Annotated in this window: 26 protein-coding genes and 1 pseudogene; 13 read left to right on the plus strand and 14 right to left on the minus strand. The window is 64.6% G+C overall.

Annotated elements, in window-relative coordinates:
* A pseudogene (locus EN874_RS29290) lies at positions 1-138 on the plus strand (IS481 family transposase); the annotation flags it as partial.
* 178 nt (positions 139-316) lie between these two features.
* Here EN874_RS29290 and EN874_RS29295 read toward each other — a convergent pair.
* A complete protein-coding gene (locus EN874_RS29295) occupies positions 317-808 on the minus strand; it encodes an Lrp/AsnC family transcriptional regulator (protein ID WP_127428448.1) in 492 nt (163 codons plus the stop codon).
* Between the two features lie 84 nt (positions 809-892).
* Here EN874_RS29295 and EN874_RS29300 point away from each other — a divergent pair, with 84 nt between their 5' ends.
* The 10 genes from EN874_RS29300 (at position 893) to doeB (ending at position 10,702) form a co-directional block, all read left to right on the plus strand.
* A complete protein-coding gene (locus tag EN874_RS29300) occupies positions 893-2,278 on the plus strand; it encodes a PLP-dependent aminotransferase family protein (protein WP_127428449.1) in 1,386 nt (461 codons plus the stop codon).
* Between the two features lie 126 nt (positions 2,279-2,404).
* Positions 2,405-3,190 (plus strand): ectoine/hydroxyectoine ABC transporter ATP-binding protein EhuA, encoded by a 786-nt coding sequence (ehuA, locus tag EN874_RS29305; RefSeq protein ID WP_126087899.1) that lies wholly within the window; start codon positions 2,405-2,407, stop codon positions 3,188-3,190.
* 103 nt (positions 3,191-3,293) lie between these two features.
* The gene (gene ehuB, locus EN874_RS29310) at positions 3,294-4,145 is read left to right on the plus strand and encodes an ectoine/hydroxyectoine ABC transporter substrate-binding protein EhuB (RefSeq protein ID WP_127428450.1); all 852 of its coding nucleotides are present in this window, start codon (positions 3,294-3,296) and stop codon (positions 4,143-4,145) included.
* A gap of 217 nt (positions 4,146-4,362) precedes the next feature.
* Positions 4,363-5,022: an ectoine/hydroxyectoine ABC transporter permease subunit EhuC gene (ehuC, locus tag EN874_RS29315; RefSeq protein WP_127428451.1), complete on the plus strand. Its 660-nt coding sequence runs from the start codon at positions 4,363-4,365 to the stop codon at positions 5,020-5,022.
* 16 nt (positions 5,023-5,038) lie between these two features.
* The gene (gene ehuD / locus EN874_RS29320; protein ID WP_127428521.1) at positions 5,039-5,698 is read left to right on the plus strand and encodes an ectoine/hydroxyectoine ABC transporter permease subunit EhuD; all 660 of its coding nucleotides are present in this window, start codon (positions 5,039-5,041) and stop codon (positions 5,696-5,698) included.
* A gap of 5 nt (positions 5,699-5,703) precedes the next feature.
* The gene (gene eutA / locus EN874_RS29325; RefSeq protein ID WP_127428522.1) at positions 5,704-6,480 is read left to right on the plus strand and encodes an ectoine utilization protein EutA; all 777 of its coding nucleotides are present in this window, start codon (positions 5,704-5,706) and stop codon (positions 6,478-6,480) included.
* A 20-nt stretch (positions 6,481-6,500) separates the two neighbouring features.
* Positions 6,501-7,490: a hydroxyectoine utilization dehydratase EutB gene (gene eutB / locus EN874_RS29330; protein ID WP_127428523.1), complete on the plus strand. Its 990-nt coding sequence runs from the start codon at positions 6,501-6,503 to the stop codon at positions 7,488-7,490.
* The gene (locus EN874_RS29335) at positions 7,487-8,479 is read left to right on the plus strand and encodes a cyclodeaminase (protein ID WP_127428452.1); all 993 of its coding nucleotides are present in this window, start codon (positions 7,487-7,489) and stop codon (positions 8,477-8,479) included. The genes eutB and EN874_RS29335 overlap by 4 nt, the downstream gene beginning before the upstream one ends.
* A 37-nt stretch (positions 8,480-8,516) precedes the next feature.
* Positions 8,517-9,695, plus strand: a complete 1,179-nt coding sequence (gene doeA, locus EN874_RS29340) for an ectoine hydrolase DoeA (protein ID WP_127428453.1) — start codon at positions 8,517-8,519, stop codon at positions 9,693-9,695.
* Positions 9,696-9,700: 5 nt separating this feature from the next.
* Positions 9,701-10,702, plus strand: a complete 1,002-nt coding sequence (gene doeB, locus EN874_RS29345) for a N(2)-acetyl-L-2,4-diaminobutanoate deacetylase DoeB (protein WP_127428454.1) — start codon at positions 9,701-9,703, stop codon at positions 10,700-10,702.
* A gap of 89 nt (positions 10,703-10,791) precedes the next feature.
* Here doeB and EN874_RS29350 read toward each other — a convergent pair whose 3' ends face one another.
* The 10 genes from EN874_RS29350 to EN874_RS29395 all read right to left on the minus strand — a co-directional run bounded on the left by EN874_RS29350 (position 10,792) and on the right by EN874_RS29395 (position 20,107).
* A complete protein-coding gene (locus EN874_RS29350; RefSeq protein ID WP_127428455.1) occupies positions 10,792-12,069 on the minus strand; it encodes an L-fuconate dehydratase in 1,278 nt (425 codons plus the stop codon).
* Between the two features lie 13 nt (positions 12,070-12,082).
* On the minus strand, positions 12,083-12,814 hold the full coding sequence (locus tag EN874_RS29355) for an SDR family oxidoreductase (RefSeq protein ID WP_127428456.1): 732 nt from the start codon (positions 12,812-12,814) through the stop codon (positions 12,083-12,085).
* Positions 12,815-12,834: 20 nt separating this feature from the next.
* A complete protein-coding gene (locus EN874_RS29360; protein ID WP_127428457.1) occupies positions 12,835-13,287 on the minus strand; it encodes a MaoC/PaaZ C-terminal domain-containing protein in 453 nt (150 codons plus the stop codon).
* Positions 13,288-13,295: 8 nt separating this feature from the next.
* Entirely contained in the window at positions 13,296-14,369 is a 1,074-nt protein-coding gene (locus tag EN874_RS29365; protein ID WP_127428458.1) for a Gfo/Idh/MocA family oxidoreductase, read from the minus strand.
* Positions 14,362-14,691 (minus strand): L-rhamnose mutarotase, encoded by a 330-nt coding sequence (locus EN874_RS29370; protein WP_126087910.1) that lies wholly within the window; start codon positions 14,689-14,691, stop codon positions 14,362-14,364. Before EN874_RS29370 ends, EN874_RS29365 begins: the two co-directional genes overlap by 8 nt.
* A 3-nt stretch (positions 14,692-14,694) precedes the next feature.
* Positions 14,695-15,816: a mandelate racemase/muconate lactonizing enzyme family protein gene (locus EN874_RS29375; RefSeq protein ID WP_127428459.1), complete on the minus strand. Its 1,122-nt coding sequence runs from the start codon at positions 15,814-15,816 to the stop codon at positions 14,695-14,697.
* A gap of 2 nt (positions 15,817-15,818) precedes the next feature.
* Positions 15,819-16,916 carry a sn-glycerol-3-phosphate ABC transporter ATP-binding protein UgpC gene (gene ugpC / locus EN874_RS29380; protein WP_127428460.1) on the minus strand — a complete coding sequence of 366 codons (1,098 nt, stop codon included), beginning with the start codon at positions 16,914-16,916 and terminating at the stop codon, positions 15,819-15,821.
* 4 nt (positions 16,917-16,920) lie between these two features.
* A complete protein-coding gene (locus EN874_RS29385) occupies positions 16,921-17,787 on the minus strand; it encodes a carbohydrate ABC transporter permease (protein ID WP_127428461.1) in 867 nt (288 codons plus the stop codon).
* Between the two features lie 2 nt (positions 17,788-17,789).
* Positions 17,790-18,686 (minus strand): sugar ABC transporter permease, encoded by an 897-nt coding sequence (locus EN874_RS29390; protein WP_127428462.1) that lies wholly within the window; start codon positions 18,684-18,686, stop codon positions 17,790-17,792.
* A gap of 107 nt (positions 18,687-18,793) precedes the next feature.
* A complete protein-coding gene (locus tag EN874_RS29395) occupies positions 18,794-20,107 on the minus strand; it encodes a sugar ABC transporter substrate-binding protein (protein WP_127428463.1) in 1,314 nt (437 codons plus the stop codon).
* Between the two features lie 157 nt (positions 20,108-20,264).
* Between EN874_RS29395 and EN874_RS29400 the strand changes: the two genes are divergently transcribed.
* Both EN874_RS29400 and EN874_RS29405 read left to right on the plus strand, forming a co-directional pair.
* Positions 20,265-21,050 (plus strand): IclR family transcriptional regulator, encoded by a 786-nt coding sequence (locus EN874_RS29400; protein WP_127428464.1) that lies wholly within the window; start codon positions 20,265-20,267, stop codon positions 21,048-21,050.
* 96 nt (positions 21,051-21,146) lie between these two features.
* Complete coding sequence (locus EN874_RS29405) at positions 21,147-21,983, plus strand: amidohydrolase (RefSeq protein WP_127428465.1); 837 nt, start codon at positions 21,147-21,149, stop codon at positions 21,981-21,983.
* A 106-nt stretch (positions 21,984-22,089) separates the two neighbouring features.
* Here the strand turns inward: EN874_RS29405 and EN874_RS29410 are convergent, their stop codons facing one another.
* From EN874_RS29410 to EN874_RS29420, 3 genes are read right to left on the minus strand one after another with little or no spacing between them, the layout of a single operon-like run.
* Positions 22,090-23,184 (minus strand): extracellular solute-binding protein, encoded by a 1,095-nt coding sequence (locus EN874_RS29410; protein ID WP_127428524.1) that lies wholly within the window; start codon positions 23,182-23,184, stop codon positions 22,090-22,092.
* A gap of 47 nt (positions 23,185-23,231) precedes the next feature.
* Entirely contained in the window at positions 23,232-24,392 is a 1,161-nt protein-coding gene (locus EN874_RS29415; RefSeq protein WP_127428466.1) for a CaiB/BaiF CoA-transferase family protein, read from the minus strand.
* A complete protein-coding gene (locus tag EN874_RS29420; RefSeq protein WP_127428467.1) occupies positions 24,389-24,940 on the minus strand; it encodes a MaoC family dehydratase in 552 nt (183 codons plus the stop codon). The genes EN874_RS29415 and EN874_RS29420 overlap by 4 nt, the downstream gene beginning before the upstream one ends.
* Positions 24,941-25,207 lie beyond the last annotated feature (267 nt).

The raw sequence follows: 25,207 nt of genomic DNA on the forward strand, positions 1-25,207 counted from the left end.
GACGCTTACAACTTCGGGCGCCGGCTTAAGACACTGACGGGGCTAACCCCCTACGAATACATCTGCAAATGCTGGACAAAGGACCCTGAACGCTTCAGGCTCGATCCAATCCATCAAATGCCGGGACCAAACACCTAGGATCCATTCCGTGACCTCGATCGAAGGATTCAGCGGAGCAGAATCTGCACCGTTGCAACGCCTTGACGTCATGGCATGGATCCTCTGGTCTGCGCTGCGTCGCTTCGCTCCTTGCTCCGCCCGTGGATGACGAAGTACGGACGTTTCGGCTAATCTCCACGCTGATCGCGAGACCGATTCACCCTTGCACCGGCAGCAGATCGGCCACGGGCAACACGGTCTCCTCCTTCACCGTCTTGGTGACGATGTAGGTGAAGTAACGGTCGATGCCGATCTCGCGTTCCAGCAGGCTGTCGACCAGCCGCTGATAGGCGTCGATGTCGCGTGCCATGACTTTCAGCACGTAGTCGACGCCGCCGCCGACCGACCAGCAGGCGACGATCTCGGCTATGTCGCGGATGACCCGCTCGAAGCGATCGAAATCGGCCTGGCGGTGGCTGGCCAGAGTCACCTCCATGAGCACCGTCGCCACCGGCGCTATGCTGCGCATGGCGATCGAAGCGTGATAGCCGGAAACGATGCCGGCCTTCTCCAGCTTGCGCAACCGCATCCAGCAGGGCGTCGGCGACAGGCCGACCTTCTCGGCCAGCGCCAGCTTCGTGATGCGCCCGTCGTGCTGGATGGCGTCCAGGATCTTGAGGTCGATCGGGTCGAGTTTCGCTGCCGCCATGCCGGCTCCGTTTCTTTGCCCGGGACACCATGACGATGCATTATTTCGATTGTCAATTGCACTGATTTCGATCTCTAATAAGTCATGACATTATGGCGACCAGATCCCGCGCTCATCCGCAGGCCGGCCTACCTTTCGCTGGCCGACCAGTTCGCCCGCGCGATCCATGACGGGCGGCTCGCCAATGGCGCGCGGCTGCCGACGCACCGCCACCTCGCGGATGAGCTGAAACTTTCGGTGCAGACCGTCAGCCGCGCCTATGAGGAGCTGATCCGCCGCGGCCTGATTTCCGGCGAGGTCGGACGCGGCAGCTTCGTGCAGACGCAGCGCCGCGAGCCGGAACCGCCCTATCTTCCGGAGCGGCTGGGCGAGGTCATCGACCTCTCCATCCTGAAACCGGTGTGCGAGCCGATGCATCTGGAGAGACTGAAGCAGGCGCTCTCCTGGCTGGCCGAGAACCTGTCGTCGAGCTCGGCGCTGTCGTTCCGGCCGAACATGGTGTTTCCGCGCCACCGCGCAGTGGCGGTCGAGTGGCTGAAGCTCTGCGGCCTCGAAGTCTCGCCGCAGAATGTCTGCCTCACCAACGGCGCGACCGCCGGGATGACGGTGGCGCTGATGAGCGTCGCGCCGCCCGGCTCGACCGTCGCCACCGAAGCGATCGGCCACCACACGCTGGTGCCGCTGGCCCGCTATCTCGGCTTCAATCTCGAAGGGCTGCCGATCGACGGCAACGGGCTGATCCCCGAGGCGCTCGACGAGGCCTGCCGTCTTTCGGACATCCGCGCGGTCTTCGTCCAGCCTTCGGTGATCAACCCGACGGCGACCCTGATGGACGCCGCGCGGCGCGAGCAGATTGCCGCCATCGCGCGCAAGCACGACATCGCCATCATCGAGAACGATGTGCTGGGTCCGCTCGTCGAAGGCCGGCCGCCGCCGGTCGCCGCCTTCGCGCCAGAGCGCACGCTCTATGTCACCTCCTTCACCAAGATCACCGTGCCCGGCCTGCGCATCGGTTATCTCGCGGTGCCGGATCGCTATGTCGCGGCGGTGGCCAACCGCCACCTGGTCTCGAACTGGATGGCGACGCCGATGGTGGCAGAGATCGCCACGCGCTGGGTGAACGACGGCACGGCGATGGAATTGGTCAATTGGCAGCGCGGGGCGTTGCGGCAGCGCCAGGAGATCGCTGCCGAGATGCTGGCAGGGGTCGACTACCGCGTCCATCGCGACGGGCTGCATCTATGGCTCGAACTGCCAGGCGACCGCGCCGAGGAGAGCTTCGTCGCGCAGGCGCGCCTGCGCGGGGTGGCGATCGCGCCTGGTACCTCCTTCCGCATCGCCGATACGCCCTGGCATCCGGCCGTCCGCATTTCACTCGGTTCGACCACCGAAGGGGAACTGCGCGCCGGCTTGAGCGTTGTCGCCAAGCTCCTGCTGGGCGATCCGGAGCATCTCCTGCTCGCCATCTGATGCCATCGATTGCCCTGAAATTGTGCGGCGCTCGAAATATTGTCATGATATTATTTTCCCAATTGACATGATTTGGCGCGTTTCGCATCGTTAAGGGCACCGGCTGCTCCAGAACGGGGAAAAATATTGCCCGCGCCCATCATCAAGGTCGACGCCATTTCGAAGAGCTTCGGCACCTTCAAGGTGCTGGACGGCCTGTCGATGCAGGTCATGCCGGGCGAGAAGCTGGCGCTGATCGGCCCGTCCGGATCGGGCAAGACGACGATCCTGCGCATCCTGATGACGCTGGAGAAGATCGACGGCGGCCATATCCAGATCGAGGGCGAGCAGCTCTATCACATGGAGCGCAACGGCCAGCTGCTGCCGGCCGACGAGCGGCACCTCGCCAAGATGCGCCAGAAGATCGGCATGGTCTTCCAGCTCTTCAATCTGTTCCCGCACAAATGCGTTATGGACAACGTCACGCTGGCGCCGATGCTGACCAAGGGTGTTTCGCGCGCCGCCGCCGAAAAGCGGGCGATGGAACTGCTCGACATGGTGGGGCTGGCCGACAAGGCCAAGAGCATGCCGGCGCAGCTTTCCGGCGGCCAGAAGCAGCGCGTCGCGATCGCCCGGGCGCTGGCGCTGTCGCCCAAGATCATGCTGTTCGATGAGGTCACGTCGGCGCTCGATCCCGAACTGGTCGAGGAGGTGCTCAACGTCATGCGCAAGCTCGCCGCCGAGACCGACATGACGATGCTTCTGGTCACCCACGAGATGGGCTTTGCCCACGACTTCGCCGACCGTGTGCTGTTCTTCGACCGGGGCAGGATCGTCGAGGAAGGCAAGCCCGATGAGATTTTTCGCCATCCCAAGCAGGAGCGCACGCAGGGCTTCCTGAAGAAGATCATCGCGGCCGGACATCGCGTCTGACCGCCATGCACGGGCGACGAAGTGGTCCCGAGGCGACGAAAGTCGTCCGGGGCCTGAATGCCCGGAACTGAGCAAGCAGAAGAGAAACAAGGAGTTGGGAACGATGAAGAAACTTGTCATTCTGGCTGGCGTCGCCGGTCTCGCAGCGAGCACGATGCTGCTTGCCTCCGGTGCGCGTTCGGCGGACGACGCAAAGCTCGAGCAGCTCAAGGGGCAGGGCTTCGCCCGCGTGGCCATTGCCAATGAGCCGCCCTATACGGCGGTGGCCGCCGACGGCAAGGTCTCAGGCGCGGCGCCGGACGTGGCGCGCGAGATCTTCAAGCGCCTCGGCGTCAACGACATCGTCGCCTCGATCTCCGAATATGGCGCCATGATCCCCGGCCTGCAGGCCGGCCGCTTCGACGTCGTCACCGCCGGCCTGTTCATGAAGCCAGAGCGCTGCGCGGCGGTCGCCTATTCCGAGCCGGTGCTGTGCGATGCGGAAGCGATGCTGGTGAAGAAGGGCAATCCGAAAGGCTTCAAGAGCTACGAGGACATCGCCAAGGATACGTCCGCCACCGTCGGCGCGCCGGGCGGCGGCACCGAGGAGAAGCTGGCGCTCAATGCCGGCGTGCCACGCGATCGCGTCATCGTGGTGCCGGACGGCCAGAGCGGCCTGAAGATGGTGCAGGACGGTCGCATCGACGCCTATTCGCTGCCGGTTCTGTCGATCAACGACCTCATCAAGAAGGCCAACGATCCGAACCTCGAAGTGATCGCGCCGGTGCAGGGCGCGCCGGTCTATTGCGATGGCGCCGCCTTCAAGAAAGGCGACGAGGCGCTGCGCGATGCCTATGACGTCGAGCTCGCCAAGATGAAGAAGTCCGGCGAGTTCGCCAAGATCATCGAACCCTATGGCTTCTCCGCCAAGGCGGCGATGTCGACGACGCGCGAGAAGCTCTGCGCGGCGAAGTAAGCGCGAGTTCTGCCTTCTCCCCGTTCACGGGGAGAAGGTGTCACCTGATGCATGTCGCCCAAAAGTGCGCAGCGGTTTTGGGACAACGACATGCACAGATAAGTGACGGATGAGGGGCGGCGTCAGCATTTCAAGGTTAGCGCTGCCCCTCATCTGCCTGCCGGCATCTTCTCCCCGTGAACGGGGAGAAGGAGCTAACAACCAACGTTGGAACCCCATGGCCCAGTGGTCCGGCTATCTCGGCCTGATATTGCAGGGAGCGCTTGTCACCATCGAGCTGACGCTGATGGGGTCTGTGCTCGCACTTGTCATGGCCTTCCTCGCCGGCATGGGCCGCGTGTCGCGCTTCTTCATTTTCCGGGCGCTGGCCACGACCTACATCGAGTTCTTCCGCGGCACCTCGATCTTCGTGCAGCTGTTCTGGGCCTATTTCGTGCTGCCCTTCGCCGGCCTGTCGCTGACACCCTTGCAGGCAGGCGTGCTGGCGCTGGGGCTCAATGTCGGCGCCTATGCCGCCGAAGTGGTGCGCGGCGCCATCCTGTCGATCGGCCGCGAGCAGTACGAGGCCTGCACGGCGCTCAACCTCGGCCGCTGGCAAGGCATGCGCCACGTCATCCTGCCGCAGGCGCTGCTGGTCATGCTGCCGACCTTCGGCAACAACGCGATCGAGCTGCTCAAGGCGACGTCGGTCGTGTCGCTGATCTCGCTCGCCGATCTCACCTTCCAGGCGCAGGTGGTGCGCTCGCAGACCGGCAGCACGCTGATGCCCTTCGTCTCCGTGCTGGTCATCTATTTCGTGCTCGCGCTGATCATCTCCTGGGGCGTCCGCTCACTGGAGCGCCGCATGGCACGCGGCCTCGACGGAGTGCGCGTCTGATGGAATGGACCCACTGATGGAATGGGATTGGAACTTCGTCCGCGAGATCATGCCGACCCTGATCCAGGGCGTGAAGATCACGATCCTGGCGACGGTGCTCGGCTCGGCGCTGGCGGCGATCGTCGGCCTGGCGATAGCGCTGGCGCGGCGTTCGCCGAACCGGACCGTGTCACGCAGCGTCGGCTGGTTCGCCGAATTCATCCGCGGCACGCCGCTTCTGGTGCAGCTCTATTTCATCTTCTACGTGCTGCCCGACATCGGCATTCTTTTGCCGCCCCTGGTGGCGGGCGTCATCGGGCTTGGCCTGCACTACGGCACCTACACGGCCGAGGTTTATCGCGCCGGCATCGACAATGTCCCGCGCGGCCAGTGGGAGGCCGCCAAGGCCTGCAATCTCAACGGCCGCCACACGTGGGCGCACGTCATCCTGCCGCAGGCGATCCCGCCGATGATCCCGGCTCTGGCCAACTATTTCATCGCCATGTTCAAGGAGACGCCGCTGCTTTCGGCGATTACCGTGCTGGAGCTGATGAACCAGGCCAAAAGCGTCGCCAACACCTACTACCGCTATATCGAGCCGATGACGCTGGTCGGCGCCTTCTTCCTCGTCATCAGCCTCTGCTCCGTCGTGCTTTTGCGCTGGCTGGAGCATCGTTACGGCAGGATCGAGAGATGAAAGTCATGAAACCGCTGCCCGAAATCCGGCTGGCGCCGAGCCGGCCCGCCCTTGATGCGCGTCCGCTCGAAAAACGCATCGGCCTGATCACCCTTGCCACCGACCATACCAGCGAAGTCGACTTCCACCGCATGGTGGCGAGCGAGCGGATCGGCGTCTATGTCGCGCGCATTCCCTATGCCAATCCGACGACGCCGGAAAACCTGCGCAAGATGCAGCCGTCGCTTTCGGCGGGCGCTGCGCTCATCCTGCCGGACGAGTCGCTCGACGCCGTCTGCTATTCCTGCACCTCGGCGTCCGTGGTGATCGGCGATGCCGAGATCGAAGCGGCGATCCAGGCGGCCAGACCCGGCGTTCCCGTGGTCACGCCGCCCATGGCCGGTGTGCGCGGGCTGAACGCTTTTGGGATAAAGCGGATCAGCATCCTCACGCCTTACACCGTCGAGACCAGCCGGCCGATGGCAACCTATTTCGCCGCGCACGGTTTCGATATCGAGAGCTTCACTTGCCTAGGCTTCGAGGACGACCGTGAGATGGCGCGGATTGCGCCGGCCTCCCTCGTCGAGCTGGCGCGCAAGGCCATGCATGCCCAGGCTGACGCTCTGTTCGTCTCGTGCACGGCGCTGCGCGCCGCGCTTGCCGTTCTAGGCATGGAAGAAGCGATCGGGCGCCCGGTCGTCACCAGCAACCAGGCCAGCGCGTGGAACTGCCTGCGGCTCTGCGGCGACGAGGCACCGCGGCCGGAGTTCGGCCGGCTGATGACAAAGCCGCTGGCCCAGTGATCGGAATGCCAGTGAACGAAATGCCAGTCACGCTTCAGCATATTCGCGCCGCGCGCGAAAATATTGCCGGCAAGGTCGAGCGGACGCCCGCCGTTCAGTCGCAAAGCCTCTCGGATCGCGCGGGTCATCCCGTCCACCTCAAGCTGGAACATCACCAGACCACCGGCGCGTTCAAGCTGCGCGGCGCCTCCAACGCCATCGCCGCGCTGAGCCCGCAGGAAAGATCGCGCGGCGTGGTCGCGGCGTCGACCGGCAATCACGGCCGCGCGCTCGCGCATGCCGCCAAGCTCGAAGGCATGCGCGCGGTGATCTGCATGTCCAGGCTGGTGCCGGAAAACAAGCTCGGGGCCATCCGCCGCCTTGGCGCGGAGATTCGCATCGTCGGCAACAGCCAGGACGATGCCCAGCAGGAGGTCGACAGGCTGGTCGCGGAGGAAGGGCTGGTCATGCTGCCGCCCTTCGACCATCCCGACATCATCGCCGGGCAGGGCACGCTGGGGCTGGAGATCATGGAGCAGGTTCCGGACGCGGCAAATGTGCTGGTGCCGCTCTCCGGCGGCGGCCTGGCGGCGGGCGTTGCCGCGGCCGTCAAGGGAATGAGTCCGGCTACCAAAGTCATCGGCATCTCGATGGCGCGCGGCGCCGCGATGAAAGCGAGCCTCGATGCCGGCCGGCCCGTGCAGGTCGAGGAACTGCCGACGCTGGCGGACTCGCTCGGCGGCGGCATCGGCCTCGACAACCGGCTGACCTTTGCCATGTGCCGCGGCCTGCTCGACGACGTGATCCTGCTCTCCGAGGACGAGATCGCCGCCGGCATCCGGCATGCCTATGCGGAAGAGCGCGAGATCGTCGAGGGCGCGGGCGCCGTCGGCATCGGCGCGCTGCTCGCCGAGAAGGTCAGGGTCAAAGGGCCGACCGTCCCTATTCTCTCCGGCCGCAACATCGACATGACGCTGCACAAGAAGATCGTTTGCGGCGAGGTGCCATCAGCAGCGGAGCGCGCCGCATGAGCCGCATGACAATCCTCACCGAGGCTGAACTGCGCAAGATCGTGACGCTCGATCTCGACGCGGTCGCCTGCGTCGAGAACGCCTTTCGCGCCTTGGCCACGCTGCCGGTGGCGATGCCGCCTATCCTGCGGCTCGACATTCCCGAGCATCGCGGCGAGGTCGACGTGAAGTCCGCCTACGTGTCCGGCATCGACGGCTTCGCCGTCAAGATAAGCTCCGGCTTCTTCGACAATCCGGCGCTCGGTCTGCCCAGCGGCGGCGGCATGATGGTGCTGCTGTCGGCCAACACCGGTGTGGTCGAGGCGCTGCTGCTCGACAACGGCTATCTGACCGATGTCCGCACGGCCGCCGCCGGCGCAGTCGCGGCCAAGCATTTGTCGCGCGAGGACTCCACCGTGGCCGCGATCTTCGGCGCCGGTTTGCAGGCCGGCCTGCAACTGGAAGCCTTGCGCCTCGTGCGGCCGATCGAGGAGGCGCGCATCTGGGCCCGCGATGCAGCCAGGGCCGAGGCAACCGCAGGTCGTTTGCGAGAGAAGCTGGGCATCATGGTGCGGGCCGAGCCGGATGCGGCGAATGCGGCAGCCGGCGCCGACATCATCGTCACCACCACTCCTTCGACGGAGCCGCTGGTCAAGGCCGGCTTCGTTGTTGCCGGCCAGCACATCACCGCCATGGGCTCGGATGCCGAGCACAAGAACGAGATCGCGCCGGCGATCCTGCGCATGGCCGATCTCTATGTCGCCGACAGCGCGAAGCAGACGCGGCGTCTCGGCGAGCTCCACCACGCCATTGCCGCCGGTGTGATGGCCGCCGAGGCAGATGTCACCGAACTCGGCCAGATCATCGCCGGCGAGAGGCACGGACGACGCTCGCAAAGTGACATCACCATCGCCGACCTGACCGGCACCGGCGTGCAGGACACTGCGATCGCCACCTTAGCCCGTGACCGTGCGCGAGCAGCCAATGCCGGAACGATTTTCGAAAGCTGATGCTGGCCGCGAGGCCCAACAAACGAGGATCAACAAAATGCAGCCAAACCTGAAATTCTCGCGGAGCGAATTTGCCGATCGCCTCGCCAAGACGCGGAAAGCCATGGACGCCAAGGGGGTCGATCTGCTGATCGTCAGCGATCCCTCCAACATGGCCTGGCTGACCGGCTATGACGGCTGGTCCTTCTATGTGCACCAGGCGGTCATCGTGCCGCCTTCGGGCGAGCCGGTCTGGTACGGCCGTGGCCAGGACGCCAATGGCGCCAAGCGCACCGCTTATCTCGCACATGACAACATCGTCGGCTACGCCGACCATTATGTGCAGTCGACCGAACGGCATCCGATGGACTACCTCGCCAGCGTGCTTGCGGAGCGCCGCTGGGACAAGCTCGCCATCGGCGTCGAGATGGACAATTACTGGTTCTCCGCCGCCGCTTTCGCCGCGCTGCAGAAGCAGCTGCCCAACGCCCGGTTCGTCGACGCCACCGCGCTGGTCAACTGGCAGCGCGCTGTGAAAAGCCCGACCGAGATCGACTACATGCGCAACGCCGCCCGCATCGTCGAGGCCATGCACAAGCGCATCGTCGACAGAATCGAGGTCGGCATGCGCAAATGCGATCTGGTCGCCGAGATCTACGATGCCGGCACGCGCGGCGTCGAAGGCATCGGCGGCGACTATCCGGCGATCGTGCCGCTGTTGCCGTCGGGCGCCGATGCCTCGGCGCCGCATCTCACCTGGGACGACCAGCCGATGAAGGCGGGCGAGGGCACGTTCTTCGAGATCGCCGGCTGCTACAACCGCTACCATTGCCCGCTGTCGCGCACGGTCTTCCTCGGCAAGCCGACGCAGGCCTTTCTCGACGCCGAGAAGGCGACGCTGGAGGGCATGGAGGCAGGCCTTGCGGCCGCCAAGCCGGGCAATGCCTGCGAGGACATCGCCAATGCCTTCTTCGCCGTCCTGAAGAAGTATGGCATCGTCAAGGACAACCGCACCGGTTACTCGATCGGTCTTTCCTATCCGCCGGACTGGGGCGAGCGCACGATGAGCCTGCGCCCCGGCGACCGCACCGAGCTCAAGCCCGGCATGACCTTCCATTTCATGACCGGCCTGTGGCTGGAGACGATGGGACTTGAGATCACCGAGTCGATCCTGATCACCGAGACCGGCGTCGAATGCCTGGCCAACGTGCCGCGAAAGCTGTTCGTGAAGGACTGAGCCCGATGTCAGCTCTGCGTCCATCGCCGATCACGCCGACCGTTGACTTCGAGCGCGACGGCGTCCAGCACGGCTTCCTGCGCCTGCCTTACAGCCGCGACGATTCCGCCTGGGGTTCGGTGACGATACCGATCTGCGTGATCCGCAACGGCAAGGGGTCGGCGGCGCTGCTCACCGGCGGCAATCACGGCGACGAATATGAGGGGCCGCTGGCGCTCTACGAACTTGCCCGCACGCTCGATCCGAAAGATGTTTCCGGCACGGTCATCATCGTGCCGGCGATGAACTATCCGGCGTTCCGCGCCGGCACGCGCACCTCGCCGATCGACAAGGGCAACATGAACCGCTCTTTCCCCGGCAGGCCCGACGGCACGGTGACGGAAAAGATCGCCGACTATTTCCAGCGCGAACTGCTGCCGCGGGCTGATATCGTGTTCGACTTTCATTCCGGCGGAAAGACGCTGGACTTCCTGCCATTCTGCGCCGCGCACACGCTGCCGGACAAGGCGCAGGAGCAAAACGCCTTCGCCGCTGTCGAGGCTTTCTCGGCGCCGTTCTCGATGCGCATGACCGAGATCGACGCGGTCGGCATGTATGACACGGCGGCCGAGGAGATGGGGAAGGTCTTCGTCACCACCGAGCTCGGCGGCGGCGGCACGTCGCGGGCCGAGACGGTGCGGATTGCCCGACGCGGCGTCCTCAACGTGCTGCGCCATGCCGGCATCGTTTCCGGCGCGGTCGAGAAAGGCAGAACTCGATGGCTGGATATGCCGTCAGGCGATTGCTTCGCCTTCGCCGAGGATGACGGCATGATCGAGACCATGATCGATCTCGGCGAGAAGGTGAAGGAAGGCCAGGTCGTGGCGCGCATCCATGCGACCGGCCGCACCGGCATCGCGCCACAGGAGATCAAGGCCGGGATGTCGGGCCTGCTGGCCGCGCGCCATTTTCCAGGCCTGGTGAAGGCCGGCGATTGCGTCTCGGTGCTGGCCGTCGAGGTCGGTTGACGCCGATCACGGCGCCAGATCAGGCGTCGTGCTGAGCATTGGAGAGGCAAAGCCGCACGCAGGCCTGTTTGTCTGCGTACGGCCCGAGTTCAGCCACGGAATTGGTAGGCGGCAATGGAGTCCGGCTTCATCTCGGTCGAGAAGCCCGGCGCCGCCGGCGGCATGTAGGCGGCGTTCTCGATGACACAGGGCTCGAGGAAATGCTCGTGCAGGTGATCGACATATTCGATCACCCGTCCCTCCTTGGTGCCCGACACCGCGATATAGTCGATCATCGAGAGATGCTGGACGTATTCGCACAGGCCGACGCCGCCGGCATGCGGCCAGACCGGCAGGCCGAACTTGGCGGCGATCAGCAGGACGGCCAGCACCTCGTTGAGGCCGCCCATGCGGCAGGAGTCGATCTGCACGACATCGATCGCGCCGCCGGCGATGAACTGCTTGAACATGATGCGGTTCTGGCACATCTCGCCGGTCGCGACCTTGATCGGCGCGACAGCCTTGCGGATCTTGGCGTGGCCGGCGACATCGTCCGGGCTGGTCGGCTCCTCGATGAAGAAGGGCTTGGCGAAAGCGAGGTCGCCCAGCCAGTCGATCGCCTGGTCGACCTCCCAGACCTGGTTGGCGTCGATCATCAGATAGCGGTCCGGGCCGATCACCTCGCGGGCGATCCTGAGGCGGCGGATGTCGTCGGCGCGGTCGCGACCGACTTTGAGCTTGATGTGATCGAAACCTTGGTCGACCGCCTCCTGGCAGAGGCGCCTGAGCTTGTCGTCGGGATAGCCGAGCCAGCCGGCCGAGGTGGTGTAGCAGGCATAGCCTTCGCTCTCGAGCGTGGCGATGCGCTCGGCCTTGCCGGCCTCGGCCTTCTTCAGGATCTCCAGCGCCTCGGCCGGCGTGAGGGCATCGGTGAGATAGCGGAAGTCGACGATGCGCACGATCTCCTCCGGGCTCATTTCGGCGACCAGGCGCCAGACCGGCTTGCCTGCTTCCTTCGCCCACAGGTCCCAGACCGCATTGACCACCGCGCCGACGGCGAGATGCATGGCGCCCTTGTCCGGGCCGATCCATCGCAACTGGCTGTCGCCGGTCACATGATGCCAGAAGCGGCCGGGATCCTGCTTCACCCAGTCGAGGTCGAGCCCGACGACGAGATGGCGCAACGCCTCGATCGCCGCGCAGCAGATATCGTTGCCGCGGCCGATGGTGAAGGTGAGGCCGTGGCCCTTCAGCGATGCGACGTCGGTGTCGAGGATGACGTAGGCCGCGGAATAGTCCGGGTCGGGGTTCATCGCGTCCGAGCCATCGAGGCTTTGCGACGTTGGAAAACGCAGATCGAAGACGCGAAGATCGGTGATGCGGGTCATGCTCATTGCCTCGTCAGATCGACCAGCCGCCGTCGATATTATAGGCCTGTCCGGTCGTATAGGTGGCGCCGGCGAGATAGACGGCAAGGTCTGCGATCTCCTCCGCCGTGCCCAGCCTTCCCATCGGCTGGCGGGCGATGAAGGCCGCGCGAGCGGCTTCATAGTCGCCCTGGGCGCGCATGCGGTTTTCGAGCGACGGGCTCTCCACCGTGCCGGGACAGATGGCGTTGCAGCGGATGCCCCTGGCGACATAGTCGGCGGCGATCGATTTGGTCAGGCCGATCACGGCCGCCTTGGTCACGCCATAGGCGAAGCGGTTCGGCACGCCCTTCGGCGCGCCGGCGACCGAGGCCATGTTGATGATCGCGCCGTCGCCGCGCTCCAGCATGCCGGGCAGCACGGCGCGGATGGTGCGGATCATGGCGCGCACGTTGAGATTGAAGGCAAAGTCGAGGTCTTCGTCCTTCATCTCGAGAATGGAGCCGGAATGGACGAAGCCGGCGCAGTTGAACAGCACGTCGACAGGGCCGATCTCGGCGAAGGCGGCCGTCACGGCCTCGTTGTTCAGCACATCGAGCTTGTGGGTCTTGACGCCAGGCGTCTTGCCGAGCTCGGCCAGGGCCGCCTCGTTGATGTCGGTGGCGTGGACGATCGCGCCGGCCCTGGCGAAAGCCAATGCGCTTGCCCGACCAATGCCCTGCGCCGCTGCGGTAACGACAACGACCTTGCCTGTCAGATCAGCCATGTTGTTTCTGTCTCCGTCTTTCAGCCGAGCCGGGGGCGCCGCTCGACGATGTAGATGTGGTCCGCGGCCAGCACGACCTCGTCGCGCTGGTTCAAAACTTCGACGCGTTCGACGACGCGACCGGAGTCCGGCCGTTTCGGGTCATCCTCCTTCACGGCGATGGTCGTGCGCGTGCGGATCGTGTCACCGATGAACACCGGCTTGATGAAGCGCAGCCTGTCATAGCCGTAGGAGAAGGCCACTGGGTTGACGACGCTCGCCGTCAGGCCGACGCCGACCGAGAACACCAGCGTGCCATGCGCGATGCGCTGGCCGAAGGGCGTCGTCTTCATGAACTCGGCATCCATGTGATGCGGGAAGAAGTCGCCGGTGTGGCCGGCATGGACGACGAAGTCGGTCTCGGTGATCGTGCGGCCGCTGGTCAGCCGCGACGAACCGATCTCGTAGTCCTCGAAATAAGTGACCTGTTCCATGCCGTTCCCTACGGTTTTTCGGCCAGCGGCGTCGCCGGCGCGGCGCTCGATCGATAAGCGGCTTCCACGAGCGCCATCGTGTTCCAGGCATCCTCGACGGAGCTGATCAGCTCGGCGTCCTCGCCGCAAGCAAAGCGCTGGACATTGGCCATGCGCCCGACAAAGGCGTCGGGGAACCACTCGCCGGCCAGCGGCACGCTGACCCAGTCCGATCCGCCCTTGGGGTAGATCTCCAGCACATCAGGCTCGCCGCGCGGATAGTCGAGATTGAGGCCGAGCTTGACGTAGGCGGCACCCTTGGTGCCGCAGACGCGGAAGTCGCAAGCCTGATGCCGGCGGCCAAATTTGTGGTCGTGGTTGATCGAGAGCGCGCAGCGCACCGTGTCGCCATAGTCGAGGATGGCGCTGGTGCGCGTCTGCGCGACCTGGTGATTGGGATGGCCGAGGGTTTTCGCGTGAACGCCCTTGGGGTCGCCCAGAAGCTGGCGGATCAGGTCGAGATAGTGGATCGAGTGCATGGCGATCTCGACGCGCGGCGCCTTGAGCAAAAACTCCCAGAGCTGCCAGGGCGTGGCGAGCGCCAGCCAGGCGTCGAAGTCGACGACCTCGCCCAGCCAGCCGTTGGCGATCGCGTCCTTCAGCGCCAGCATCATCGGCGCGAAGCGGAGCTGGAAGTTCACCGCCGCCATGAGATTTTTGGCGCGGCAGATTTCGAGGATCTCGGTCGCCTCGCCGAGGTAGTTTCCCATTGGCTTCTGGATCAAAGCGACCGCGCCGTCGGGCATGGCCTTCAGCACCTCGGCGTGTCGGCCGGGCGGCGTCGCCAGATCGAAGATCGCGTCCTTGACGGCGGCTGCCTCGTCCACCGAGCGGAACGCCGCAACGCCCCACTTCTCGGCGAGTGCCTGCGCCTTGGTCTGGTCAGGATCGTAGAGGCCCGCAATCGGAAAACCGGCCTTGCGGTAGGCCGGGAAATGCGCATCGCCAACGATCGAACCGGCGCCGAAGGTGACGATCGGGCGCGGCTTTGCAGGAACTGGCCAGGACTGCGCCAGCGAGGCGGGATCGAAGGCGTCAGTCATGGTGGAAAACTTCGTCCATCATCGCCCACCATTCGCCTTCCTGCCTGGTCGGCAAAGGCTCCTGGCACGGCATGCAGACCGCCCACCATTCCTGGGTCTTCGGGTCGGCGGCCATCTTGGCCGCGTCGGCTGCGTAATCGGTGCCGTGATACTCGAAATAGGAGAACAGCAGGTTCTCCGGCCGCTTGAGATAGATCGAGTAGTTCTTAATGTTGCAGGCAGAGATCATCTTCAGCACATCTGGCCAGACGGCCGCATGCAGGCGCACATATTCCTCGACCTTCTCCGGCTTCAGGCCGAGCACCATGCCCATTCGCTGCATCTCTCAATCCCTCCGTTCGGTGATGGTGACGTTGAATTCGGCGATGCTGCGCGCCTTGATCGCATCGAAATCCCAATCGATACCGAGGCCCGGCTCGCCCGGCGCCAGCGCATGGCCGTTCTCAATCACCATCTTCCTGCCCGTCAACTCATCCAACTGCGGAATGTACTCGACATATTTGCCGTTCGGCACCGCACAGGCCAGGCTGACATGCAGTTCCATCAGGAAATGCGGGCAGACGGGCATGTCGAAGGCCTCCGCCATATGCGCCACCTTCAGCCACGGCGTGATGCCGCCGATGCGGCCGACGTCGACCTGGACGATGTTGCAGCCGCCCTTCTGCATATATTCGCGGAAATGGCGGATCGAATAAAGCGACTCGCCGATGGCAATCGGCGTCGCGGTCGAATTCGACAGCCGCACATGGCCGTCGATGTCGTCGGCCGGCAGCGGCTCCTCGATCCACGCGAGATCGAGATCGCGCAAGCGCTCGGCGCGCCGGATGGCTTCATCGACGGAAAAACCCTGGTTGCAGTCGGTCATGATCTCGTAGCCGTCGCCGACCGCCTTGCGCACCGCCGACAGCCGCGCAAAATCCTCCGAGCCATGCGGCCTTCCGATCTTCACCTTGGAGCCGGTGAAGCCGTTAGCCTTGGCGGCCATGGCATCCTCGACAAGGGCCGCCGTCTCGATGTGCAGCCAGCCGCCTTCGGTGGTGTAGAGCGGACAGCGGTCCTTGGCGCCGCCGGCGAGCTTCCACAGCGGCAGCTTCTGCTTCTTCGCCCGAAGGTCCCAAAGCGCCGTGTCGATCGCGGCGAGCGCGACTGCGGTGATGGCGCCGATCGTGGTGGCGTGGGTGGCGAATTCGAGATCGTGCCAGATGGCCTCGATCCGGTCGGCATCCTTACCGATCAGGCGCGGCGCGAGGTGGTCGGCCAGGAGCCGCATCACCGAGGAGCCGCCGGTGCCGATCGTATAGCTGTAGCCCATGCCGACCGCGCCGTCGGCATTGGTGATGGTGATGATCGGCGTCTCCTGGCTGACAAAACTCTGGATGGCGTCGGTGCGCTTCACCTTCGGCACCAGATCGACCATTGCAAGCTCGACTTTCTCGATCTTCGCCATCGTCAGGCCCTCAAGGATTTGCCGGTTTCCGCGGAAAAGAGATGCGCCTGCGACAGGTCGAAGTGCATTGCCACCCGGTCGCCCGCCTTCAGAGGCCTGGGGTTCAGCATGCGCGAGACCCAGTCGCGGCGGTCGAATTCGGCGAACACCAGCGTTTCGTTGCCGAGCGGCTCGGTCACCGTCACCGGCAGCTCCATCTCATGGACATCGGCGGCATCGCCCGAATGCAAGCCGTGGCCCACGGGGTAAAGATCGTCGGGACGCAGGCCGAACACCACCTTGTCGCCGGCGCTCACCTTGGCCTTGAAGCGGCCGGGCAGCGGCAGGCTCTGGCCGCCGGCGAAGACGACCTTGCCGTCGTCGACGGTCGCTTCCTGCAGGTTCATCGGCGGCGAGCCGATGAAGCCGGCGACGAAACGCGTCGCGGGGCGCTGGAAAACCTCGTCCGGCGTGCCGACCTGCTCGATATAGCCGTCGCGCATGATGACGATGCGGTCGGCGAGTGTCATCGCCTCGACCTGGTCGTGCGTGACATAGATGACGGTGGACTTCACCTTGGCGTGCAGCTTCTTGATCTCGGTGCGCATCTGGGTGCGCAGCTTGGCGTCGAGATTGCTGAGCGGCTCGTCGAAGAGGAAGACGTCGGGATCGCGCACGATGGCGCGGCCCATGGCAACGCGCTGACGCTGGCCGCCGGAAAGCTGTGAGGGACGGCGCTCGAGCAGCGCGTCGAGACCGAGGATGGCCGACGCTTCGGCGACGCGGCGATCCATCTCTTCCTTCGGCGCGCCGGCGATCTTCAGCGAGAAGCCGAGATTCTCGCGCACCGTCATATGCGGGTAGAGCGCGTAGGACTGGAACACCATCGAGATGTTGCGCGAGCGCGGCGGCAGGTCGTTGACGATGCGGTCGCCGATCTCGATCGTGCCGCCGGAAATGTCCTCGAGCCCCGCGATCATGCGCAGTGTCGTGGACTTGCCGCAGCCGGACGGCCCAACCAGCGCGATGAATTCGCGGTCGGCGACATCGAGGTCGATGCCGTGGACGATCTCCATGTTGCCGTAACGCTTGGTCAGTTTCTTGAGCGAGACAATCGCCATCGGATCAACCTTTCACCGCGCCGGAGGTGAGGCCGCCGACGAGGTGCTTTTGCACGATGAAAGTGAGGATAAGCGCCGGGATGATCATCACCACCGCCAGCGCGCACATGCCGCGCCAGTCGATGGTGAATTCGGCCGTGTAGTCGAGCAGCCCGACGGGCAGCGTCTTCGAATTGATCGAGCGCGTCAGCTGCGAAGCCAGCGCGAATTCGTTCCAGGAGGTGAGGAAGGCGAATATCCCCGCGGATGCGATGCCCGGTCCGGCGAGCGGAAACTCGACCTGCCAGAAGGCCTGCCAGCGCGTGCAGCCGTCGATCTGCGCCGCTTCGGCGAGGTCCTTCGGCACCTGGCGGAAGAAGCCGTCGATGAGCCAGATGGTGAAGGGCACATTGAGCGCGACATAGACCAGGATCAGGCCGAAATGCGTGTCGATTATGTCGAGGCGTGCGTAGACGAAAAACAGCGGCAGCGAGAGCGCGATGCCTGGCACGGTGCGGGTCAGCATCAGGCCGAGGAACATCGCCGACTTGCCGCGGAAGCGATAGCGCGCGAAGGCGTAGCCGCCGGCCATGCCGATGGCGATGGCAATGACGGTCGAGGTGACCGAGATGATCAGCGAATTGCGGAAATAGTCGAGGACGGGAATGCCGCCTTTGCCGACGCCGCTGAACATCGCGACATAGGCATCGAGCGAGACTTCTTGAGGAATCCAGACCGGTGGCTTGGCGAGGATCTCGACTGTTGGGCGCAGCGACGACAGCACGATCCAGATGCCGGGCAGGCAGATGAAAAGCATGGCGAGGAACAGACCGATGCGATGCGCGATCGTGGCCGCGCGGCGCTTCAGGCGGGCGGATGAGTTGGCGTCCATTCTCACCACTCCGCGCCGATCTGGGTGCGCGCCGCGGCGAGCTTCTTGAAGAAATAGACGGTGAAGGCGATCGACAGCAGGATCGAGAAATAGGCCATCGCGTTGGCGACGCCCATGCGCGCGTCGCTGTAGGCGGTGCGCGCCACCAGCGTCCATAACAGCTCGGTGCGGCCGGCCGGGCCGCCATCGGTCATGATCTTGACGATGTCATAGGCGCGCGCGACGTCGAGCGAGCGGATGGTCATGGCGATGTAGGCGAAGGGCATGATGAAGGGCCAGGTCACATAGCGGAAGGTCTGCCAGGGCGTGCAGCCATCGACGCGCGCTGCCTCGACCGGCTCCTTCGGCATGGCGAGCAGGCCGGCAAGGATCAGGATCGCGAAGATCGAGGTCGACGACCAAATCTCGGCGATCGAAATGGCGATGAAGGCGAGATGACCTTCGATCAGCCAGGGGATAGCGTCCTGCGTGATGCCCAGCGATTGCAGCGCGTTGTTCACCAGGCCGATATTGTCGTTGAACATGAACTTGAACTGGAAGCCGACCAGGATCGGCGAGAACATCATCGGGAACATCATGACGGTGCGCAGCAGCCGCTGGCCGCGGCTGGCCTTCTCGACCAGCAGTGCGAGGCCGAGCCCAAGCAGCATCTCGAGATTGAGCGCGACGGTAAGCAGAAGCACGGTGCGGCCGAAGGCCCACCAGAAATTCACGTCTGAGAGGATGTTGCGATAGTTGCGCAGGCCGATGAAGGTGAAGAAGGTCTCCGGCCGCGTCAGCCTGAACGGCGTGAAGCTGGAATAGAAGGACAGGCAGAGCGGCACCACCACCACCGCCGCCAGCACGAGCACGGCCGGCAGCAGAAGAAGGGTTGGCGCGGAAAGCCGCTTGGCCGTCATGCAAATGTTCCAAAGATATCAGCGCGGCCGGCGATCCAATCGCAGGGCGGCCGCATCGGTCAAAGCGGCGCCAGCCACGAGGGCCGGCGCCGCGGGGAGGCTAATCCTTAGAGCTTGCCCGCGTCCTCGAGGATCTGCGTCGCCTTGGCGGCAGCGTCGTCCAGCGCCTGCTTGGAGGTCTTGTCGCCGAGGATAGCGGCCTGCAGTTCCGGATAGACGGCGTTGGAGATCTCGATCCACTCCGGCGTCTGCGGCACCGGGAAGGCGTTTTTGGCGGCCTCCTGGAAGGCCTGCAGCACTTCGGTCTTGTAAGGATCTGATTTTGCCTGCTCGAGGTCCCATTCCCACACCTTGGTGCGCGTGGGCAGCGGGCCGGCGGCGGCTTCCAGCTTCTGGCTGTCCTCGTTGGTCAGCCACCAGACAAGCGAAGCGGCGGCCTCCTTGTTGGCGCAGTTCTCGGTCACCGAGAAGCCGTGCGCGCCGGACCAGCCCGAACGCTTGCCGGACGAGCCCTTGGGCTGAACCTTGACGCCGACATTGCCGGCGACCTTGGACGACTTCGGGTCGTTGAAGAAACCGGCCCAGCCCGGCCAGTCGAGGTTGATCGCCACGGTGCCGGAGGCGAAGCCCTGGCCGAGATCATCCCACAGATAGTTGGTCGTGCCGGCGGGCACCGCCTTGGCCTTGTAGAGCTTGACGAACCAGTCGAGCGCCTTGGCGCCGGCTTCCGAGTTGAAGGCGGGCTTGCCGTCCTTGTCGAGATATTCGCCGCCGTCGGCGACCAGCATCTCGTAGAAGCGGCCGTTGATCGCCTCTTCCTTGCCGGCATATTGCGTGCCGTAGAAGTCAGGCGGGCTGGCGAAGAACTCCGCCTGCTGGGCCATCTCGTCGAACGTGTCCGGCGGGGCGAGATCTTCGCCGTACTTCTCCTTGTAGGCCTTCTTCTTGGCTTCGTCCTGATAGAGGCTCTTCTGGTAGTAGAGCGCCGAGACGTCGAACTGCGCGCGCGGCAGCATGACTAGCTTGCCGTCGAGCGTGCCGGCCGCAATGTTGGCCGGAACGAAGGCGTCGACCTCCTCCTTCGGCAGGAGTTTCGAAAGATCGGTGTAGATGCCCGGATATTGCGGCGCGAACGAGGTGTGGTTGGAGCCGACGCACCAGGTGATCGAGTTGGAGGCGATATCCGACTTGATCTCCTTGTCGAGGTCGAAGTGGTTCTTCTTGGAGATGACGTTGACCTTGGCGCCGGTCGCCTTCTCCCACTCGCCGATCCGCTCGTAGAGCTTTTCGTATTGCTGGCCGCCGATCAGCTTGGCGTCGATGGTGACGCCGGGAAACTTGCCCGGCAGGTCGGCCGCGAATGCGGCGCCCGATGCCATGAGCAATGCGCCGGCGGCGACGCCGGAAAGCAGTCTGTTCATGAATTCCTCCCTGGACGGCCGGTGGCCGTCGTGACCTGAAGCTCAGCCGCTTCATTCATATGCAAACAAAATATTCATAAGTCGTCAAGCCGAAACTTCTTCCCAATGAAGGCGCTCTTGCGTATATGAAGATGGAAATTCACCAGAGGGGCATCCGGTGCAGGACGACGAGGAAGACCGCTACCGCGCGCCGGCGCTGGACAAGGGGCTGGACATCCTGGAGCTGCTCGCCAGCGTCGATGGCGGCCTGACCCAGGCCGAGATCGCCAAGCGGCTCGATCGCAGCCCGAACGAATTCTACCGGATGCTCGACCGTCTGGTGAAACGTGGCTACGTCACACGCCCCGACGGCGACCGCTATTCGCTGACGCTGAAGCTCTTCGGGCTCGGCCAATTGCACGCGCCGGTGCGCAGGCTGGTTTCCTACGCCACTTCGATCATGCGCGAATTGGCCGAGATCTCGTGGCAGGCGAACCAACTCGTGGTGTTCGACCGCGGCAGCGCCGTGGTCATCGCCCAGCAGGAAGCGCCGCGATATTGGGGCATTTCGATCCGCGTCGGCTCGCATATCAGCCTGTTCGACACCGGGTCGGGACATGTGCTGCTGGCCTTCCGCTCACCGGAAGAACGCGAGATGATGATCGCCGAGCATCTGCGCAGCAACGAGGAGATGAAGGTGTCGCCCGACTTCTTCGCCCGCCTCGACCAGGTGCGCGACCGCGGCTACGAGATGATGGCTTCGCTGCAGACGGCCGGCGTCTACAACCTGTCGGCACCGGTGCTCGGTCCCGACGGACGCGGCATCGCCGCGCTCACCATACCCTATATCACCCTGGTCAATTCGCCGGCCGCGCCCGATATCACCAGGACCATCACGTTGCTCCAAGCCGCCGCGGCCCGTCTGTCGCAACTTGCCGGATCGGATGTGAGGCCAAAGGAGTAATTCTTATTTGAATGATCAATTCTCCCGTGAGATGATCGTCCATGTTTGATGCGTGACAGTTTTGGGCGGCATGCATAAGCGACTAGGGAGGAAGCCATGATTGTCGACACCCACCTGCATATCATCGACAAGGCGGCGCTGCGCTACCCGTGGCTGTCCGGAGTGCCCGCGCTCGACCGCGGTTTTTCCCACGATGAATATGCCACCGAGGCACGCCGGGCCGGCATAGAGCTGGCGCTGCATATGGAAGTCGACGTCGACCCGGCCGATATCGCGGCCGAAACGGCCCATGTCGAAGGATTGTCGAAGAAACCGGGCAGCCTGGTGCGGGGCGCGATCGTCTCCTGCCGGCCGGAAGAGCCGGGCTTCGCCGCCTGGCTGGACAAGGCGAAGGCCGATCCTTTCGTGAAAGGTTTCCGCCGCGTGCTGCATGTCGTGCCCGACGACGTTTCCGAGGGCGCGCTGTTTCGCGAGAACATCCGGCGCATCGCCGGCAGCGGGCTGACCTTCGATCTCTGCGTCCTGCCGCGGCAGATGAGCCAGGCGATCGCGCTCGTCGATCTGGCGCCGGACGTCCAGTTCGTGCTCGATCATTGCGGCGTGCCCGACATCAAGGGCAGGGCCGAGCACCCATGGCGCGAGCAGATCGCCGCGATCGCGCGGCGCCCCAATGTCGTCGGCAAGATTTCCGGCGTCGTCGCCTATGCCGATCCAGCAACCTGGACCGCCGAGACCCTGCGGCCCTATGTCGAGCACACGATCGGCAGCTTCGACTGGGACCGCGTCGTGTGGGGCAGCGACTGGCCGGTCTGCACCTTGGGCGGCGGGCTGCTCGGATGGGTGGCGGCGACGCACGCGCTCATTGCCGGCGCGAGCGAGAGCGAGCGCGCGAAGCTCTTGTCCGGCAATGCGAAGAAGCTCTGGCGGCTCTAATGTCAACTAAAGCGAGTCGCGATCTTTCAGATTCGCTCCATGCGCTTTAGGGTTTTGACTATTCGCATGTCTTTGTCCCGAAACCGGTTCCCTCTTTCGACATGCGTTAGCCGGCGGCGGCCGGCGCGAAGCTCTGTCGGAAAAGGCGGTTGATGTCGGCGACGACGCGGCGGGCGTGCTGCCTGCCGGCCAGCCCCTCGTTGAGGCGGTCGGACGCGGCTTGCTGAAACGGCATGTAGCCGTCGTGACGCGGGCGCACCCACGCCCCCTCCAGTGTTGCCCGCGTGGCGCGATAGAAGTCGCCGGTCGCGGCGTTGACGGCTTCGTCTTCCCAGGCAGCTGCATGGCCGGGCTGGCCGCCAGCGGCTGCGTAGGGGCCGCGCTGCACATCGCCGCTGGCGATCCAATAGGCGAAGTCGGTCGCTTCCTTGCCGGCGGCGGAGAAGGCCGAGACGGCGATGCCGGTGCCGCCGAGGGCGGAGCCGACCGGACGGTTGCCGCCTACGGACGGCATGTCGCAAAAGAAAAGCCGGTTCGGACGGAATCCGGCTGTCGCATAGGGCACGTAGCCATAGATCAGCGGCGCGCAGGCGATGCACGATCCGGCCTCGGCCATCTTTTCGAACACTGCGATCGGGTCCATCGTCAGGCATTCTGGGTCGACGATCGCCGCGATCTCACGCAGCATTTCGACGACGGTCTCGCCGGTCTCGGCATCGATCAGATCGCCCGGTCCTTCGACGGCGCATGGCCGGCCGAGATCGGCGGCCAAAGTGTAGAAGCACATCAGCGAATGCGGCGGCCTGAGCGGCAGGAGCACGCGGCCCTGCTCAGCAAGCTCAAGCACTTCGGTCCAGATCGTCGGCGCGGCCGCGATCAGGTTCGGCTGCCAGGTCTGCACCTGGGTCGCGGCATCGATCGGGAAGGCCCATTGCCGCCCCCGCCAGGTGTAGCTTGGGTAGGATCGGCCGACGCTTGCCTTCGCAAGCGCTTCGCGCTCCCTCTCGCGGCCCGGCACGTCGAGCGGCGCCAGACATTTTTCGGCGGTGATCTGGCCGACATGCGGATGATCGATGACGATCAGGTCATAGGCGCGGGCGAGTTCTTCCACCGGGAAGGATTCGAAATCCTGCAGCGAGCGCTTCTCCCATTCGATCGAAACGCCGGTCTTTTCCCGCCAGATCCTGGAGCAGGCGACCATCGGGTCGTAGCCGCGCGGATGGCTCCAGGTCAGGCCCTTGAGCGCGGTCACAGACCGAACTCCGCACGGATTTTCGCACTGTGCTCGCCGACGCGCGGCGCTGCCCGGTCGACCTTGGCGCGCAGGCCGTCGACCCTCAGCGGCGAGCAGGTGGTGTCGATCGCAACGCCGTCCTCGCGGGTCACGGTCTGCAGCAGGTCGAGCGCCTTGAAGCCGTCGCTCTCCAGCATTTCCTTCCAGTTCAGCACCTTCGCGCACCAGATGTCGGCGGGCTCGAGGATCGCCAGCCATTCGTCCACGGACTTCTGAGCGACGCGTTGCGCGATGATCGCCTTGATCTCGTCGCGCGCCGTGAACCAGGTCGCCGGCTGGTCGCGGTAGGGCGCCAGCGCCTCGACCTCGAGCAGGTCGGCCAGTTTCGGGATCGGCGTCATGGCGATCGCCAGGAAACCGTCCTTCGCCGGGTAGACGCCGTAGGGCGCCGCCAGATAGGCATGGGCGCTGCGGAAGGACGAGCGGCGCGGCAGGCGCCTTCCATCGTTGAGGTGGGTTGTCAGGACCTCGAACTGGAAGTCGATCAGCGCCTCGAACAAGCTGGTCTCGACGTGACCGCCTTGGCCGGTGATGCCGCGCCGGACCAGTGCTGCGAGGATGCCCTGCGCACAGGCCGCACCCGCCAGCATATCGGCGATCGCCAGCCCGAACGGCACCGGACCCTGATCCTCGTCGCCGTTCAGCCACATGACGCCGGAGCGCGCCTGGGCGAGCAGATCCTGGCCGGGACGCTTCACCCACGGGCCTGCCTCGCCATAGCCGCTGATCGAGGCATAGACCAGGCGCGGGTTGATCGCGCGGACATGCTCGTAGTCGAGGCCAAGCCGCTCGATGACGCCGGGCCGGAAATTCTGGATCAGCACGTCGGCTTTCGCGAGCAGCCCGCGCAGCGCTTTCAGATCGTCCTCGTTCTTCAAATCGACCGCGAAGCTCTCCTTGGCCCGGTTGATGGCATGGAAGATGGTGGAATCGCCGCCAATCTCGGTGTCGCTGAGATAGAGCCGGCGCGACAGGTCGCCGCCGTCGGGCCGCTCGATCTTGATGACGCGGGCGCCGAGGTCGAGGAGCCTAAGCGAGCAGTAGGGTCCTGACAGGAACTGGCTCATGTCGACAACGACAAGGCCGGACAGCGGCAGGTCGGCGGCCATGATCACTTCTCCGTCTTGCCGGCGAAGTCGGCCGGGTTCTTGTATTTCACGGTCTGCAGGTGCTCGCAGTAGAGCACCAGCTCGCCCTCGCCCTTGAACACTTGGTAGCTGGCGCGGACCAGCCCCATGTCATGATAACGGGGCTTTTTGTCCATGTTGGTGCGGATCGAATAGATGGTGTCGCCGATGAAGACCGGCTTGATGAAGCGGAGCTTGTCGTAGCCGTAGGAAAAGGCGTTGATGCAATTGGTGGCGACGAGGCCGAGCCCGGCGGAGAAGACGAAAGCGCCCGCCACCAGACGCTTGCCGAAAATGCCTTCGCGTTCGGCGAACATCTGATCCTGCACGTAGGGATGGATGTCGAGCACCAGCGTGTTGAAGAGGTGGCTGTCGCCTTCGGCCATGGTGCGCCGGAGCGAGCGGATCTTTTGGGCGACCGGCCAATCTTCATAGAACCAGTTTTCGGCGTTCCACACCGGCAGCTCGGCATGATCGGCCGGCATGTCGGAAGGGCGTGTCGAAGCGACGCCGACGGTGGGCGGGAAGCTGGCCATTGTCCTCTTCGTTCGCTGCTGGAGAACGGGCCGTGTCGCCGGGGCAACACCAGACGCGGTCGATCCTCCCTAATCTTCTCTTGTGAAGATTATATTCACATATGAGATTTTGGTACAAGCGGGGTCGGGGAGAAATTTGCTCGTCGGGTCGAACCGGCTTGCTCCGGCGCGCGAAGCGCAGCCAAGGCCCGATTCCTCCTCGCGGTCTTGCGGCCGAGCTCCAGCGCCAGGGTGCGGGCGTCGCGTCGGCTCATCAAGGTTGGCCGC

The sequence above is a fragment of the Mesorhizobium sp. M1D.F.Ca.ET.231.01.1.1 genome (assembly GCF_003999155.2).
Classification (GTDB): Bacteria; Pseudomonadota; Alphaproteobacteria; order Rhizobiales; family Rhizobiaceae; genus Mesorhizobium.